Source organism: Sphingomonas panacis (assembly GCF_001717955.1).
GTDB lineage: Bacteria > Pseudomonadota > Alphaproteobacteria > Sphingomonadales > Sphingomonadaceae > Sphingomonas > Sphingomonas panacis.
Genome location: NZ_CP014168.1, coordinates 3,046,228 through 3,062,000, shown reverse-complemented (window position 1 = coordinate 3,062,000; position 15,773 = coordinate 3,046,228). Strand labels below are relative to the sequence as shown.

Sequence of the window (15,773 nt, the reverse complement as noted above, 5' to 3'; positions counted from 1 at the left end):
CGCCCGCGCCGAGGCCGGTGATCGTGTAAGCGGCGATGACGAAGGGCCAGGGACTCATCGGGCCATCCGGCGCATCCGCGCCTCGGCCTTGGTGATGGCGAGGATCGTCCGCATCCGCATCAGCACCACGCTCGCGAAGAACAAGGAGAAGCCGCCGAGCGTGAACCACAACGGCCATAGCATCGTCGCGTCGATGCTCGATCGCGTGAGACCGATGCTCTCGCCCTGGTGCAGCGTGTTCCACCACACCACCGAATAGCGGATGATCGGCAGCAGTACCGATCCGGCGAGGCCATAGAGTGCGGGGATGCGTCCGTCACCGCCACGATCGGAATCGGCGCGCAGCAGCGCCATGAAGCCGAGATAGACGAACAGCAGCAGCAGCATCGAGGTCAGCCGCCCGTCCCATTCCCACCACGTTCCCCACGTCGGCCGTCCCCAGATCGAGCCGGTGACGAGGCACAAAGCGGCGAACACCGCGCCCGGCAACGCGATCGCGCGTGCCGCGACCATCGCCAGCGGATGCCGCCATACCAGATAGGCGAGCGAACACATTGCAATGCCGCTCCACCCGCCCATGCCGAGCCATGCGGCCGGCACGTGGATGTAGAGGATGCGCACCGTCTCGCCCTGAAGATAATCCGCCGGCGTCTGAGTCAGGCCCGCCCATGCGCCGATCGCGATCAGCACCACGCCCGCCCAGAACAGCGCCGGCGTGAGTGGCCGCGCCAGCTTCAAGAAGCGTGCGGGATTGGCAAGGGCATGAAGGGAAGCCACGATTTCCGACGTCTAGGCAATTGCGGGGCGACACTCAACCAAACTCGTCGGCGCGGTGAAGACGGTGCCGCTGGATTGCCTGGCGAGACCAGCGCCCGAAATCGCGCGAAACGTTCGCGAAGTTCTTGCAAATGCCAAATACGATCGTGTGTTCCCGCGCAGGCGGGAACACAGAGCCAAGCGAAACAACGCTTTACGGCGCTTGCGCCTCTGGGCTCCCGCTTGCGCGGGAGAACAAGCAAGCCTTACGCGGAGGTCTCGCCTGCCCCAAGCGACGGTCAATCGGACTGCGATACCGCCATTTCGTGCCCGTCGTGATCGCGGAAGTGGAAGCGCTTGCCGCCCGGATATTCGACGATCGGCAGCGTGATCGCCCCGCCCGCCGCCTCGACCGCCGCCAGTGCCGCGTCCACGTCGGCAACGTCGATCACGGGCAACGCCGCCGCGGTCCTTTCCGCCGGATCGGCCTGAAAGCCGAGATCGGTGTCGCCGCTGGTCGTCGCCGCATAGGTTGGCCCGAAATCGGCGAAGCTCCAGCCGAACGCCGATCCGTAAAACGCTTTCGCCCGCGCGGTGTCCGTAACCGGCAATTCCAGATAATTGAGTCGCGCCATCACATCCTCCATGTTCTTGTATTGTTCTAATTGCACGCCTATAATCGCGCAATGGCAAAGACTCGCCCCGCGCGCGGCGCGACCGTCAACCGCGAGAGCGGCCGCTTCAACCTGCCCGAGCGCGCCGCCGATGGCGACTGGCTCGACGATCGCGAGATCGTCGATGACGGCGCCGCGCCCTTGCGCACTACCGTCACGATCGACACGCCGCGCACGATCATCACGCGCAACACTTCGCCCGACATCGGATTCGATCAGTCGATCAACCCGTATCGCGGCTGCGAGCATGGCTGCATCTACTGCTTCGCGCGGCCGACCCACGCCTATCTCGACCTCTCGCCGGGCCTGGACTTCGAAAGCCGGCTGTTCGCCAAGCCCGATGCGCCTGTGTTGCTGCGCGCCGAACTCGGCAAGCGCGGCTATGTCGTCCAGCCGATCGCGTTCGGCACCAACACCGATCCCTATCAGCCGATCGAGACCGAATGGCGCATCATGCGCGGCTGCCTCGAAGTGCTCGCCGAGACCGGGCATCCCGTGTTCATCACCACCAAGTCCGATCGCATCCTGCGCGATCTCGATCTGATCGCGCCGATGGCGAAGCGCGGGCTGGTTGCCGTGATGATCTCCGTAACCTCGCTCGACCCGCGCACCGCGATGACAGTCGAGCCGCGCGCGCCCACCCCCGAGCGGCGGCTCGCGGCGGTCAAGGCGCTGAGCGACGCAGGGGTGCCGACCTATGTCTCGATCTCCCCCGTCATCCCCGCGATCACCGATCACGAGATCGAGCATCTCATCGCGCGCGCGGCGCAGGCAGGCGCGCGCAGCGTCAATTACATCCCGGTGCGCCTGCCGCACGAAGTCGCGCCGCTGTTCCGCGCCTGGCTCGACGAGCATTTCCCCGATCGTGCCGCCAAGGTGATGGCGACGATCCAGTCGCTGCGCGGCGGGCGCGACAACGATCCCAATTTCGGCACGCGGATGCGCGGACAAGGGCCGTGGGCGGAGCTGCTGCGCACCCGAGTCCAGATCGCATGCCGCAAGCACGGGCTGGTGCGCGAGAAGCTGGTGTTGCGGACGGACCTGTTCCGGGCGCCGGCGGGCGCGCAGGGGGAGCTTTTCTAGCGGCTTGCAAGAACATCATACTCAAAAAAGACCCGTTCGTGCTCGTCGAAGCACGTGCAACACACGCCTCGGTGCCTCGGGCACGCCCTTCGACAGGCTCAGGGCGAACGGATTTTTGTCTGGAAACAGAAGCGTCCTCAGTCCTCGCGACCGTCGAATGCCTCGCGCGAGCGCGTGATCTCGTCCTTATTCTCCATCACCCACAGCCCGAGCGCCTTGACCGGCACGCGCAGCGAGTGGCCGAGCGGGGTCAGTTCATAGTCGACGCGCGGCGGGATCGTCGGGAAGACGGTGCGGCTGACCAGCCCGTCACGTTCGAGGCTGCGCAGCGTATGCGTGAGCATCCGCTGCGAGATGCCGTCGATCAGCCGCTTGAGTTCGTTGAAGCGGCGCGGCCCGGCGGACAGCACCATCACCACCAGGATGCTCCATTTGTCACCGATGCGCGCGAGTAGCGGCGTAACGGTCTTGCAGCCAGCGTGGATGTCGACCGGGTCGAGATCAGGCACATCGATGTGACCGAGTGACAAAATAGTGCCTCCTTGCGCGTCGGGTACTTGCGGTAACATATCCGGCCCCGGTTACATTTCTATACCGGAGACTTTGAAAAAATGAAACTGCTCCAGATCGACTCCAGCATCACCGGCGCAAGCTCGGTATCGCGGCCGCTCACCGAGGCGGTCGTCGCGAAATTGGTCGCGGCCGATCCCGCCACCGCAGTCACCAAGCGCGATCTCGCGGCGGCGCCGCTGCCGCATCTCGATCTGGCATCGTACCCGGGTGGCGAGAGCGAAGCCGCTGCCGCCAGCAGCGCGATCCTCGAAGAATTCCTCGCTGCCGATGTCGTCGTGATCGGCGCGCCGATGTACAACTTCACCATTCCGAGCCAGCTCAAGGCATGGATCGACCGAGTCGTCGTTCGCGGCCGCACCTTCAGCTACGGCCCCGACGGTGTCACCGGCCTGATTCCGGGCAAGCGCATCATCATCGTGGTGTCACGCGGCAATTTCTACGGTCCGGGCGCACCGGCGGCTGTTTTCGAACACCTCGAGACGTTGCTGGGTGGCGTGTTCGGTTTCCTCGGCGCTCCGCCCGAATTCGTGATCGCGGAAGGCGTTGCGGCCGGACCCGAACACCTCGCCGCCGCGCTCGACAGCGCGCATCAGGCGATCGATCGGCTCGCCGCCTGACGCCGCTACCGGCAGATGGGGAGCCGTCTGCCGGTATTACCCGACCAGCGCCAGCCGCGTTTCTGACGTCTTCAACGCGACGCCGCTGATCCCGGGCAGTCCCTCGATCCGCGTCGCGAGTTCCTGATCGAGCAGGAAGTCGCGGCCGAGCAGCACGCGCGCGAACCCGCCGTCCGGCATCGCCGCCTTAGCCCATACTTCGCCGCGCGCGCCGCGATGGTCGGCGAGAACGCCGGCAAGCGTCTGCATCGCCGCAGGCGCCTCCACGGTGAGGTCGAGCACGAAGCGCGCTGCGGTCGCCAGCGAATCGAACCGCTGCAGCCGCTTGACCGAAACGCGCGGCGTCTCCTCGCCTGGCCGGCGATCGAGTTCCACCGTCAGCAGCCCGCACGCGCCTTCACGTGCGGCCTCCTCCAGATCGGCGGCGACGACATCGTCGAAACAGGTCGCGATGAACTGGCCCGAGGGATCGGACAGCGTCGCCATCAGGTAGCGCCGTCCGCGCGCCGAGGTGCGCCAGCGCGCGTCCTCCACCAGCACCGCCATCATCGCCCCGGCGCGCGATTTGCCGTCGTCGGGAATGTCGAGTTCGCCCAGCGTCGCATAGCTGCGCGCGCCGTGCATCCGCGCGAGGTGACCATGGCGATCGACCGGGTGCGCCGAGAAATAGAAGCCGAACGCCTCCTTCTCCGCCTCCATCCGCTCGGCGAGCGGCCAATGTGCATTGGGCAGGCGAATCGGCGGTTCGGCGGCGTCCTCGCCACCGAACAGCCCGCCCTGCCCGCTCGCGCGCATCGATTGCACGCGCGACGCTGTCGCTAGAATCGTCTCGGCGGCGGCGTGGATGCCGGCGCGATTGGGGGTGAACGCGTCGAACGCGCCCGCGCCCGCCAGCGTCTCCAACTGCCGCTTGTTGAGCAGCCGCGGATCGACGCGGTGCGCGAGATCGTCGAGCGTGGCGAACTTGCCATTGGCCTCGCGCTCGACAATCAGCTTCTCCATCGCGGCCTCGCCAACGCTCTTCAGCGCGCCGAGCGCATAGCGCACCGCCAGGCCGTGGCTTTCCTCGCTGCCCGTATCCTCGACCGAGAATTCCGCCTCGCTGCGGTTGATGTCGGGCGGCAGGATCGCCACGCCCAAGCGCCGCATGTCATCGACGAAGATGCTGAGCTTGTCGGTCAGCGCCATGTCGTAGCACATCGACGCTGCGAAAAATTCGTGCGGGTGATGCGCCTTGAGCCACGCCGTCTGGTACGCGAGCAGCGCGTAGGCGGCGGCGTGCGACTTGTTGAAGCCGTAGCCGGCGAACTTGTCGATCAAATCGAACAGTTCGTTGGCCTTGGCGGCGGGGATCTGGTTGTGCTCGGCGCAGCCCGCGACGAAGATCGCACGTTGTGCGTCCATCTCGGCCTTGATCTTCTTGCCCATCGCGCGGCGCAGCAGATCGGCCCCGCCCAGCGAATAGCCGGCGAGGATCTGCGTCGCCTGCATCACCTGCTCCTGGTAGACGAAGATGCCGTAGGTCTCGGCCAGGATCGGTTCGAGCAATGCGTGCGGATATTCGATCGGTTCCTGCCCGTTCTTGCGGCGGCCGAAGCTCGGGATATTGTCCATCGGACCCGGCCGGTACAGCGAGACGAGCGCGATGATGTCGCCGAAATTGGACGGCTTCACCGCCGCCAGCGTGCGCCGCATCCCCTCCGATTCGAGCTGGAACACGCCGACCGTGTCACCCTTCTGGAGCAGCTTGTAGACGCCTTCGTCATCCCATTCGAGCGCCGACAGGTCGATCGTCACGCCCCGGTCAGCGAGCATCTGCACCGCCTTCTGCAACACCGACAGCGTCTTGAGGCCGAGGAAGTCGAACTTCACCAGCCCCGCGCCCTCGACATATTTCATGTCGAACTGCGTGACCGGCATGTCCGAGCGCGGATCGCGGTACAGCGGCACCAGCTCGGCGAGCGGGCGGTCGCCGATCACCACGCCGGCGGCGTGAGTCGAGGAGTGGCGTGGCAGCCCCTCCAGCTTCATCGCCAGATCGAGCAGATGCTTGACCCCGGCGTTGCCCTTGTACTCGGCGACGAGTTCGGACACGCCGTTCATCGCGCGATCGAGCGTCCACGGGTCGGCCGGGAAGTTGGGGACCAGCTTCGCCAGCCGATCGACCTGACCGTAGCTCATCTGGAGCACGCGGCCGGTATCCTTGAGCACCGCGCGCGCCTTGAGCTTTCCGAACGTGATGATCTGCGCGACCTGATCGCGCCCGTATTTCTCCTGCACGTAGCGGATCACCTCGCCACGCCGGGTTTCGCAGAAATCGATGTCGAAGTCGGGCATCGACACGCGTTCCGGGTTGAGGAAGCGTTCGAACAGCAGCCCGAGCTTGATCGGATCAAGATCGGTGATCGTCAGCGCCCACGCCACCACCGAGCCTGCGCCCGATCCGCGCCCCGGCCCGACCGGAATGTCGTGGTCCTTCGCCCATTTGATGAAGTCGCCGACGATCAGGAAATAGCCGGGGAATCCCATCGAGATGATGACGTCGAGTTCGAATTCGAGCCGCTCGGCATAGGTGGCGCGCAACGCGGGATCGGTGATCTTCGCCTTGGCGAGCCGGGCCTCCAGCCCGCTGCGCGAGGTGACGCGCAACGCCTCGGCCTCGCCCTCGCGGTCGCCGGCAAGGCTCGGCAGGATCGGCTTGCGATACGGTGCCGCCACCGCGCAGCGCTGCGCGACGACGAGTGTGTTGGCGATCGCCTCGGGCAGATCGGCGAACAGGGTCCGCATCTCGGCGGCGGGCTTCATCCACGCATCGGGTGAACTGCGCGGGCGATCCTCGCTGGCCAGGTATGACGAACTGGCGATGCACAGCATCGCATCATGCGCCTCGACGAAATCCGCCTCGGCGAAGCAGCACGGGTTGGTCGCGACCAACGGCAGATCGCGCGCATAGGCGAGGTCGAGCAACGGAGCTTCGGCCTTGCCTTCGATCGGATCGAGCCGCCGGGTCAGTTCGATATACAGCCGGTCGGCGAACAGCGCCTGCAGGCGATCGGCATAGGCGAGCGCGCGCGCCGGCTGGTCCTCGGCGAACAGCCGCGCCAGCCCCCCCTCGCGCCCGGCGGTGAGCGCGATCAGCCCGTCTGTGTGCCGGGCGAGCATCTCGAACGAGACATGCGGCGCGTGTTCGAGCGGCCGGTCGAGATGCGCCTTCGACACCAGTTCGCACAGATTGCGATAGCCAGCCTCGTCCTGCGCGTAGAGCGCCAGCCAGTCGAACACCGGCTCGACGCCCTCGGGCAGATCGGGCCGCGCGACGCCCAGCATCGTGCCGATCACCGGCTGGACGCCGGCTTTCTTGGCCGCATCGGAATAGGCCATCGCCGCATACAGGCCGTTGCGATCGGTCAGCGCGGCGGCGGGGAAGCCCAGTTCCTGCGCGCGCTTGGCGATCGCCTTGGGGTCGATCGCCCCGTCGAGCATGGTGTAACAGGAGAAGATACGCAGCGGAACGAACGCGGAATGGGCCATCGCGCATCTATGCCCGCGTCCCGCGATTCGCGAAACTGTCATGTGCGGCCGATGGGCTTGCCCCTCGACTTCGCTCGGGGCGAACGGCGGTGGTTACGAGCTTCCACGGCCGTTCGTGTCGAGCGAAGTCGAGACACCGATAGCTACAGCAGTTTCTCGATATCCGCCGCGATCGCCTCGGGCGCGGTACGCGGCCCGTAGCGCGCGACCGCCTTGCCGCCGCGATCGATCAGGAACTTGGTGAAGTTCCACTTGATCGATTTGGTCCCCAGCAGCCCCGGCGCTTCCGCCTTCAACGCCGTGAACAGCGGATCGGCGGCCGGGCCGTTAACGTCGATCTTGGCGAAGACCGGGAAGGTCACGTCATAGGTCAGCGAACAGAAGGTGGCGATCTCGGTGGCGTCGCCCGGTTCCTGCGCGCCGAACTGGTTGCAGGGAAAGCCGAGCACCTCAAAGCCGCGCCCGGCATAGCGCCGGTGCAGGTCTTCCAGGCCCCGATATTGCGGCGTGAACCCGCATTTCGAGGCGGTGTTGACGATCAGCAGCACCTTGCCGGCATAAGCGGTCAGGTCGACCGGCGCGCCATCCGCGCCGCGCACGGTGAAATCGGTGATCGCGCTCATGCCGTGTGCCTCGCAAGCAGATAGATGAGGTTCTGCCGCACGCCCGGCCATTCGCGGTCGAGGATCGAATAGACCACCGAATCGCGCAGCCGCCCGTCCGCCATGATTTGATGCCCGCGCAACACCCCGTCGCGCTTCGCGCCGAGCCGCTCGATCGCCGCCTGGCTGCGCAGGTTGAGCGCATCGGTGCGGATCTGCACGCACTGGCAGCCAAGCACGTCGAAGGCATGCCCAAGCAGCAACAGCTTCGCTTCGGTGTTGACGCCGGTCCGCTGCACCGCCGTCGCGTAGAAGGTGCCGCCAATCTCAAGCCGCCGGTGTTTCTCGGCAACGCGCAGATAGCGGGTCGTGCCGACCACCTTGCCCGCTGTGAGCACTGCGAACGGGATCACGCGACCATGCGACTGATCGGTGACGGTCTCGTCCATGAAGGCATCGACGTCCTTCAGCTTGGCCACGCTGGCATAGAACAGGTTCCACAACCCGTCGGTCCGCGCGACCTCGACGAGCGCCGGGCCGTCGTCACGCGTCAACGGGCGCAGCGTGACGTGCTGGCCCTTGAGCGTCGGCACCGAGCGCCACAGACTCATCCGAGCGTGCCTTCGTGGAGCCGCACCACGCGGTCCATCTTCTGCGCGAGCCGCTCGTTATGCGTCGCGACCAGCGCCGCCGAACCTTCGCCGCGCACCAGCCGCAGGAATTCGGCCAGTACGACGTCCGCCGTGGCTTCATCGAGATTGCCGGTCGGTTCGTCGGCGAGCACCAGCGCGGGCTGGTTGGCGAGCGCACGCGCCACCGCGACGCGCTGCTGCTCGCCGCCCGACAATTGGCTGGGCCGGTGCGTCAGCCGGTGGCCGAGGCCGAGCGCCGTCAGCAGCGCCTCGGCGCGCGCATCGGCGGTGGCGCGATCGGCGCCACGGATCATCTGCGGCAGCACGACATTCTCGGCGGCGCTGAAATCGGGCAGCAGATGGTGGAACTGATAGACGAAGCCGAGCGACTCGCGCCGGACGCGCGTGCGCCCGTCCGAATCGAGTTCGGCGGCTTCGGCGCCGGCGATGCGGATCGACCCTTCGAACCCGCCTTCGAGCAGCCCGACCGCCTGCAACAACGTCGACTTGCCCGATCCCGACGGACCGAGCAGCGCGACGATCTCGCCCTGCCCCACGGTCATGTCGACCCCGCGCAGCACGTCGATCCGCACGCCGCCCTGCTCGAAACTGCGCGCGAGGCCACTTACGGCGAGAACGGGAACGCTCATTCCGCGCACTCCTGTTCCCCCGCGAAAGCGGGGGTCCAGAGCCACAAACGCCGCACTTCGTTGCTCTGGATTCCCGCTTTCGCGGGAAAACGGTTCGGGAGACTATTCATACCGCAACACCTGCACAGGATCGGTACTCGCCGCCTTGAACGCGGGGTACAAAGTGGCGAGGAAGCTGAACACCAAGGCCATCAACGCGATGGTCGTCACCTCGACCGGATCGGTCTTCGACGGCAATTCGGTGAGGAAGCGGATCGAAGGGTCCCACAGGTTCTGCCCTGTCACCAACTGCACGAAATCGACGATCGACTGGCGGAAGAACAGGAACACGAAGCCGAGCGCCAGCCCGGCCACCACGCCAAGCGCGCCGATCGTCGTGCCGACCACCATGAAGATCTTCATCAACCCGAACCGGGACGCACCCATCGTCCTCAGGATCGCGATGTCGCGCGTCTTGGCGCGCACCAGCATGATGAGCGAGGACAGGATGTTGAACACCGCGACCAGGATGATGATCGACAGCACCGTGAACATCGCCACCCGCTCGACCGCGAGCGCCTGGAAGAGCTGCGCGTTCATCTGCTGCCAGGTGGTGATGACCGCCCGGCCGGCGATCTGGTTCTCGACGGGTTTAAGGATCGCGTTGACCCGGTCGGGATCGACCGTGTTGACCTCGATCATCCCCACCGAATCGCCAATCAGCAGTAAGGTCTGCGCATCCTCGATCGGCATGATGATGTATTTGATATCATAATCGTACACGCCGACTTCGAAGATCGCACCGACCGTGTAGCTGACCACGCGCGGCACCGTGCCGAACGGAGTCGCTTGCCCAAGCGGATTGAAGATCGATATCTGGCTGCCGACCTGCGCGCCGAGCGCCTCGGCGAGCCGGCTGCCGATCGCGACCCGGCCGCTGCCAGCGGTGATGCTGTTGAGCGACCCCATGAGGACCTTGCTGCCGATCGTCGCGTTGGAGCGGATATCCTCGACGCGCATGCCGCGCACCAGGATGCCCTCGGTGCGCCCCGAATAGGTGACGGCGAGCGGCTGCTCGATCAGCGGCAGCGCGCTGGTGACGCCCGGCGTCTGCTTGGCGATCCTGGCGATGTTGCGCCAGTCGGGCAGGTTGGAACCGACTGGCTGGATCACGGCATGGCCGTTCAGCCCGACGATCTTGTCGAACAGCTCGGCACGGAAGCCGTTCATCACGCTCATCACGATGATGAGCGCGGCGACGCCGAGCATCACCGCGACCAGACTGATGCCGGCGACGAGGAAAATGAACGCCTCGCCGCGCCCCGGCAGCAAATAGCGCTTCGCGATCATGCGTTCGTAACGGGAAAGGATCATATGCGGTGTCTGCCCGGCCCCCGGGAGGTAAGTCGCCGCTGCTCTAGGTCGCGCGCGCGCCGCTGGCAACCTGCATACCCCTGTTGCGTATACGCCACAGCAGCGCCGCAATCGCCGCGCGAGTGTCACAATCCCGGTGACAAAATGGGGTTGTCGCCCTAGCAACACAATCACTGAGACACAGGCAATGGCCGTGGTTCGGGGAGAGTTTCCAGTCCCGCCTAAAAGGGCGTGTGGGCGGAGACAATTTTGGGGGCTGACGAGCGATCGTCACGCAGGCGCCCGGGCTGGAAACGGCCCGGGCGTTTGCCGTTGCGGCGCAGGCGGCAAAGCCGCTGCTGCGCTCCGCGCAGCGCCGCAACCGGCCGGCGGGTCGCGCCAGCGAACCCGACCGACGGCGGCTTCGCCGCCGGCGCCACCACACCCACCTTGGCCGACGGTGTTGCCACCGCCGACCCTGGCAGACCCTTCCACCGGCTCCCCGATAAGCAGGGCGATATGTCCGCCATATGTCCAGCGGCGGAGCATCGCCCCGCCGCCCATCCTCAAAACGCCTTGGAGATCGTCGCGCCGATCGTGCGCGGATCGCCCGGCTGGCCGACAATCAGCCCGGTGCTGCCCGACTGCGCCGAAAGCAGCTCATAGTAATTCTGGTTGAACGCGTTGCGCACCCAGCCGAACACGTTGAAGCTGTCCTGACGGTAGCCGAGCCGGAAGTTCGACAGCGAATAGCCATCGATCCACATATAGCGCGACACCGAGGGATTGGAGGAGAAGCGCGAGCGATAGCTGCCATCGTAGCCGGCATAGACCTGGCCCTTGCCGACCGGCACATTGACCTCGGTGCCGAACGAGAACGACCATTTCGAAATGCCCGGCAGCACCGTTCCCGAAATGTCGCACGTCAGCGGGCTGAGGCCGGGCGTGCCCGCCGCCGCCGGCGTCGCCCCGTTCAGCGCGGGGTTGCCGCCGGCCAGTTCGGGCGCGCACGGCGCGTTGGTGAAGCGCAGATATTTGGCGTCGGTATAGGCACCGTTGGCGTAGAAATTGACGCGCTGGCTCGGCCGGTACGACGCATCGAACTCGCCGCCGCGCACGCGCACGAGGCCGGCATTGGCGAGATAGCCCCGGATCACCGTCGTCTGGCCGTTGTTCACCGTCGCCTGATAATCATGAACGTCGGTCCAGAAGCCGGCGAGGTTGAGGGTCAGCTTGCGATCGAGGAACTGCGTCTTGAGGCCGACCTCGAAATGGTCCTCGCTCTCGGGCTTCACGGTCTGCTTGGTGAGATCGGCAACCGTGTTGGTCGAATCGAGCGGCAGGCCGGACAGGTTGATCCCGCCCGATTTGAAGCTGCGCGCATAGGTCGCATAAGCATGGATATCCGCCGTCACGTCGTAGGAGAGCGTGAAATCGCCTGACACGTTCCACGCGCTGAATCGCGGACTGTAACGCTGCGGCGCGAGCGTGTTGATCTGGTTGGCGAAGGTCGTCCGCGCCGCGCCGGTCTTGGATGCCAGCATCGCCGCAACGTTGTCGGCGGTCGCGACGAAATCATACTGGCTGTTGTGAATGCTCACGACCGAGTCGTAATATCCTGACTTCTTGTCGTAATTGATGCGCAGGCCGGGTGCGATGTGCAGCCCGGACACCGGCTGGTAGTTGAGCTTGCCGAACACCGCGAAGCTATCGTTCTTGAAGTTGATCGTGTTGGTCGAGGTCAGGCCGTCGAGCACATTGGGATTCTTCGCGTCATCGCCCGTCAGCAGCCAGCGGCTCGCCGCCGATCCCTGCACCTGCGACCCTTGCGTGTTGATCGTCTGGTGAAAGTAGAACACGCCGGCGGTGTAATCGAGCGTGTTCTTGCCGTTCGAGGCGATCCGCACTTCCTGCGACCATTGCTTCTGCTGCGACGGGTTTTGCGACACGGTGGTGATCGGCAGGCCGACATAGTCGCGGTCGTTGGCGGGTTTCCAGTCCCAGTAGCGCCACGCCGAGACCGAAGTGATCGTCGCCGGACCGATATCCCAATTGCCGACCAGCGACGCGCCGCCCATCTCCTGCCGCGAGTTGATGTCGGCGTCGAGATCGGTCACGCGGTCGAACGCATTGGTGCTTGGCGGGGCGTAGTTGAGCGCCGCCGCCAGCGCGGTGTATTGCCGATTGGTCGCGCGCTGCGTCGGCGCGAGCCGCGCGTAATATTGCACGCAGCACAACGGATTCTGGACGTTGAAGTCGCCGGTCAGCCGGAAATCGAGATCGGCACGCGGCTTCCACAGCAACTGGCCGCGCACGCTGAAATTGTCGAGCTTCTGAAGGTATTTGTCGCTCGTGGTGTCCTTGATCGTGCCGCCGCGATTGGTGAACGAGGCCGACAGCCGCGCCGCCAGCGTGTCGCTGGTGATCGGCCCCGAGACCGATCCCTTCAACTGCACATAGCCGTAATCGCCACCACTCGCCTCGAACCGCGCCTCGGGCGAGAAGCTCGGCGCGCGCGTGGTGATGTTGACCGCGCCCGCCGTGGTGTTCTTGCCGTAGAGCGTCCCCTGCGGCCCGCGCAGCACCTCGACCCGGTCGATATCGACGAAATCGAAGGTCGAGGCGCCGACCCGCCCGACATAGACGCCGTCGAGGTAGAAGCCGACGCCTTGCTCGATCCCGTCGTTGGTGAGGCCGAACGGCGTGCCGAGACCGCGAATGTTGATCGAGGAATTGCGCGGGTTGCTCGAATAGAATTGCAGCGCGGGCTGTTGCTGCTGCAACCGGTTGACGTTGAACGCACCGGTCTTGTCGATCTGGTCGCTGCCGATCACCGACATCGCGATCGGCACGTCCTGCGCGCGCTCCTCGCGGCGCCGCGCCGTCACCACCACGTCGCCGTCGGTGGCGGGTTGCGCCTGTGCGGCGGCCGGTTGCGCCACTGGCGCGTCCGGCACGGCGGCGGCCGATGCGAGCAAAATCGACGTGAGCTGAGCGAACATCATATCCCCCTGAGATTTTCTTATCCGAGTCGCAGCTCAATACCCATCACTTCACTAGGATTTCAGCCCGTTCGTTCTTCACACCGCTAAAGTTTCCCTTCGCGGCTCGTCGAAAATTCCGCATCCAAGGCTCTTGAACGCGCAAACGAACGCCCCAAATCTGCTGCGTGCGGCGCCAATCGGGCCGCACGAAACCGGGTGCCGCGCCGCTGTGCGGGCGCCCTTCAGCACCGTTCATTCGCTCACAGGAGGCATGCACATGCGTCAGTTCGATCTTACCCCCTTCCGCCGTTCCGCGATCGGTTTCGACCGTCTTTTCGATATGTTGGAAACCAGCGCGCGCCAGCAGGCGGCGGACAATTACCCTCCGTTCAATCTGGAGCGAGTCGCCGATGACCGCTACCGGATCACCCTCGCCGTCGCCGGTTTCAGCCGTGACGAGATCGAGATCGTCGCCCAGCAGAATCTGCTGCAGGTGAAGGGCAAGAAGGATGAGAAGGAAGGCCAGAATACCTTCCTGCATCTCGGCATCGCCAATCGCAGCTTCGAGCGTCGTTTCGAGCTCGCCGATTTCGTGCGCGTCGATGATGCCCGTCTCACCGACGGCCTGCTCGTGATCGACCTCGTCCGCGAAGTGCCCGAGGCGGCCAAGCCGAAGACCATCGCGATCAAGACCGGCGCTCCCCTCGCCGCCGTCGAGAGCGCGACGGCCGACGAAGCACAGGCCGCGTAACGCGCGGCCGGGCGCTCTCAGCCCCCCTCCCCGAATGAGAGCGCCGCAGGAGGGCGCCCGGAGCGATCCGGGCGCCCTTTTTGCGCGGCTTTTCCGCAGCTTCGATCACGTGTAGCGGACGGGAATGAAGACACTCGTCGATCCCACGCACGCCCTCGCACGGGGCCTGCGCGCCATCCGCACGCAATATCAGGTGCCCGAGAGCTTCCCGCCCGAGGTGCAGACCGCCGCCGAAGCCGCCGCCCGGCGCACGCCCACCGAGCATGTCGATCGCACCGCCGAGCCGTTCGTCACGCTCGATCCGGCCAGTTCGACCGACCTCGACCAGGCGTTGTCGATCCAGACAGCGGGCGGCGACCTGCTGCTGCGCTACGCCATCGCCGACGTGGCATGGTTCGTTCGCGATGGCGATCCGCTCGATGCCGAGGCATGGCGGCGTGGCGAGACGATATACCTGCCCGATGGCAAGGCGCCGCTCTATCCGCCCGTGCTGAGCCAGGGCGCGGCGAGCCTGCTGCCGGACGGTCCGCGCCCGGCGGTGATCTTCACGGTGCGCGTCGCAGGTGACGGCGCGGTCAAGCTCGACGGCGCCGAACGTGCGCTGATCCGCAGCCGCGCCAAACTCGCTTATGACAGCGTCACGGCAGCCGATCTGCCCGCCGCTTTCGCCGAACTGTCGCGCCGGATCACAGCGGCCGAACTGGCGCGCGGCGCGGCGCGTGTCGATCCGCCCGAACAGGAGGTGAGCGCGACCGGCCCCGGCGCCTATCAACTCGCCTTCCGGCCCCGCCTCGCCGCCGAGGATCAGAACGCCGCGCTCTCGCTCGCCACCAACATGGCGATCGCCGACGCGCTGGCCGCGCACCACACCGGCCTGTTCCGCGTGATGGCCGCGCCCGATGCGCGCGCCGTCGCCCGGCTGCGCAACACCGCGCGCGCCTATCACCTCGATTGGCCCGAGGCCCGGTCGCTCGATGATTATGCCCGCACGCTCGACGCCGCCGATCCGCAGCAGGCCGCGCTCATGCTCGCGATCCGCCGCGCCGGCCAGGGCGCGAGCTACGCCCCGTATCGCGACGGCGTGACGCCGTGGCATGCCGCGATGGCCGCGACCTACGCCCACGCCACCGCCCCGTTGCGCCGCCTCGCCGACCGCTATGTGGTGGAAGCCACACTCGCCATCGCCAACGGCCGCGCGGTGCCGGAAACGGTGAGCGCCGCGTTCGAGACTCTCCCCAAGGTGATGGCCAAGGCCGAAGCCCTCGGCGGCCAGATCGACCGCGCCGTGATCGATCTGGCCGAGGCGGTGATGCTGTCGCGCGATGTCGGCGAAACCTTCGACGCGGTCGTTACCGACGCCGACGATCGCGGCGCGCGGATTCAGATGTGCGGTGCGCCGGTGGTGGCGCGGGTGGCGGCAACGGGCGTTGCGCCGGGCGATGCGGTGCGAGTTACGCTGACCGGGGTGGACGTTGATAAGCGTACAGTGACGTTCGAGCGGATCGGCTGAGGGCGAATCGAGGGTTCCGCCCTCTGGCTCGCATCCTATGACGACCAAACTTGAACGCACAGCGGAATAGATATACAT

Annotated in this window: 13 protein-coding genes; 4 read left to right on the top strand and 9 right to left on the bottom strand. The window is 66.0% G+C overall.

The genetic code is table 11. The annotated features are described in order from the left end of the window. Nucleotides 1–54: 54 nt before the first annotated feature. Together ccmC and J0A91_RS14070 are read right to left on the bottom strand one after the other, a co-directional pair. Nucleotides 55–777, bottom strand: a complete 723-nt coding sequence (gene ccmC, locus J0A91_RS14075) for a heme ABC transporter permease CcmC (protein ID WP_069205437.1) — start codon at nt 775–777, stop codon at nt 55–57. Nucleotides 778–1,055: 278 nt separating this feature from the next. Further along, entirely contained in the window at nt 1,056–1,391 is a 336-nt protein-coding gene (locus J0A91_RS14070) for a VOC family protein (protein WP_069207333.1), read from the bottom strand. Nucleotides 1,392–1,442: 51 nt separating this feature from the next. Here J0A91_RS14070 and J0A91_RS14065 point away from each other — a divergent pair, with 51 nt between their 5' ends. Continuing rightward, nucleotides 1,443–2,513 carry a PA0069 family radical SAM protein gene (locus tag J0A91_RS14065; RefSeq protein ID WP_069205436.1) on the top strand — a complete coding sequence of 357 codons (1,071 nt, stop codon included), beginning with the start codon at nt 1,443–1,445 and terminating at the stop codon, nt 2,511–2,513. A 137-nt stretch (nt 2,514–2,650) separates the two neighbouring features. On the opposite strand, the gene J0A91_RS14060 is transcribed toward J0A91_RS14065, so the two are convergent. Next, nucleotides 2,651–3,043 carry a winged helix-turn-helix transcriptional regulator gene (locus tag J0A91_RS14060; protein WP_240502017.1) on the bottom strand — a complete coding sequence of 131 codons (393 nt, stop codon included), beginning with the start codon at nt 3,041–3,043 and terminating at the stop codon, nt 2,651–2,653. 81 nt (nt 3,044–3,124) lie between these two features. Between J0A91_RS14060 and J0A91_RS14055 the strand changes: the two genes are divergently transcribed. After that, nucleotides 3,125–3,703, top strand: coding sequence for an FMN-dependent NADH-azoreductase (locus tag J0A91_RS14055; RefSeq protein WP_069205434.1), 579 nt, complete (start codon nt 3,125–3,127; stop codon nt 3,701–3,703). 36 nt (nt 3,704–3,739) lie between these two features. Here the strand turns inward: J0A91_RS14055 and dnaE are convergent, their stop codons facing one another. The 6 genes from dnaE to J0A91_RS14025 form a co-directional block, all read right to left on the bottom strand. Further along, nucleotides 3,740–7,234 carry a DNA polymerase III subunit alpha gene (dnaE, locus tag J0A91_RS14050; RefSeq protein WP_069205433.1) on the bottom strand — a complete coding sequence of 1,165 codons (3,495 nt, stop codon included), beginning with the start codon at nt 7,232–7,234 and terminating at the stop codon, nt 3,740–3,742. A gap of 143 nt (nt 7,235–7,377) precedes the next feature. Next, nucleotides 7,378–7,857 (bottom strand): glutathione peroxidase, encoded by a 480-nt coding sequence (locus J0A91_RS14045; protein ID WP_069205432.1) that lies wholly within the window; start codon nt 7,855–7,857, stop codon nt 7,378–7,380. Then, on the bottom strand, nt 7,854–8,447 hold the full coding sequence (locus J0A91_RS14040) for a GNAT family N-acetyltransferase (protein WP_069205431.1): 594 nt from the start codon (nt 8,445–8,447) through the stop codon (nt 7,854–7,856). Before J0A91_RS14040 ends, J0A91_RS14045 begins: the two co-directional genes overlap by 4 nt. Continuing rightward, nucleotides 8,444–9,118, bottom strand: a complete 675-nt coding sequence (locus tag J0A91_RS14035; RefSeq protein ID WP_069205430.1) for an ABC transporter ATP-binding protein — start codon at nt 9,116–9,118, stop codon at nt 8,444–8,446. The genes J0A91_RS14040 and J0A91_RS14035 overlap by 4 nt, the downstream gene beginning before the upstream one ends. A 102-nt stretch (nt 9,119–9,220) precedes the next feature. Beyond that, on the bottom strand, nt 9,221–10,471 hold the full coding sequence (locus tag J0A91_RS14030; protein ID WP_069205429.1) for a lipoprotein-releasing ABC transporter permease subunit: 1,251 nt from the start codon (nt 10,469–10,471) through the stop codon (nt 9,221–9,223). Between the two features lie 545 nt (nt 10,472–11,016). After that, on the bottom strand, nt 11,017–13,452 hold the full coding sequence (locus J0A91_RS14025; protein ID WP_069207332.1) for a TonB-dependent receptor: 2,436 nt from the start codon (nt 13,450–13,452) through the stop codon (nt 11,017–11,019). Between the two features lie 259 nt (nt 13,453–13,711). Here J0A91_RS14025 and J0A91_RS14020 point away from each other — a divergent pair, with 259 nt between their 5' ends. Further along, nucleotides 13,712–14,185, top strand: a complete 474-nt coding sequence (locus J0A91_RS14020; protein ID WP_069207331.1) for an Hsp20 family protein — start codon at nt 13,712–13,714, stop codon at nt 14,183–14,185. A 124-nt stretch (nt 14,186–14,309) separates the two neighbouring features. Continuing rightward, nucleotides 14,310–15,695 carry an RNB domain-containing ribonuclease gene (locus J0A91_RS14015; RefSeq protein ID WP_069205428.1) on the top strand — a complete coding sequence of 462 codons (1,386 nt, stop codon included), beginning with the start codon at nt 14,310–14,312 and terminating at the stop codon, nt 15,693–15,695. Nucleotides 15,696–15,773: the final 78 nt, after the last annotated feature.

What these genes read in the sequence shown, in the direction of transcription:
- J0A91_RS14025 (WP_069207332.1), bottom strand. Translation starts at nt 13,452, where the DNA reads ATGTTCGCTCAGCTCACGTCGATTTTGCTCGCATCGGCCGCCGCCGTG.
- J0A91_RS14045 (WP_069205432.1), bottom strand. Translation starts at nt 7,857, where the DNA reads ATGAGCGCGATCACCGATTTCACCGTGCGCGGCGCGGATGGCGCGCCG.
- J0A91_RS14070 (WP_069207333.1), bottom strand. Translation starts at nt 1,391, where the DNA reads ATGGCGCGACTCAATTATCTGGAATTGCCGGTTACGGACACCGCGCGG.
- J0A91_RS14040 (WP_069205431.1), bottom strand. Translation starts at nt 8,447, where the DNA reads ATGAGTCTGTGGCGCTCGGTGCCGACGCTCAAGGGCCAGCACGTCACG.
- J0A91_RS14055 (WP_069205434.1), top strand. Translation starts at nt 3,125, where the DNA reads ATGAAACTGCTCCAGATCGACTCCAGCATCACCGGCGCAAGCTCGGTA.
- J0A91_RS14035 (WP_069205430.1), bottom strand. Translation starts at nt 9,118, where the DNA reads ATGAGCGTTCCCGTTCTCGCCGTAAGTGGCCTCGCGCGCAGTTTCGAG.
- J0A91_RS14015 (WP_069205428.1), top strand. Translation starts at nt 14,310, where the DNA reads ATGAAGACACTCGTCGATCCCACGCACGCCCTCGCACGGGGCCTGCGC.
- J0A91_RS14020 (WP_069207331.1), top strand. Translation starts at nt 13,712, where the DNA reads ATGCGTCAGTTCGATCTTACCCCCTTCCGCCGTTCCGCGATCGGTTTC.
- dnaE (WP_069205433.1), bottom strand. Translation starts at nt 7,234, where the DNA reads ATGGCCCATTCCGCGTTCGTTCCGCTGCGTATCTTCTCCTGTTACACC.
- J0A91_RS14030 (WP_069205429.1), bottom strand. Translation starts at nt 10,471, where the DNA reads ATGATCCTTTCCCGTTACGAACGCATGATCGCGAAGCGCTATTTGCTG.
- J0A91_RS14065 (WP_069205436.1), top strand. Translation starts at nt 1,443, where the DNA reads ATGGCAAAGACTCGCCCCGCGCGCGGCGCGACCGTCAACCGCGAGAGC.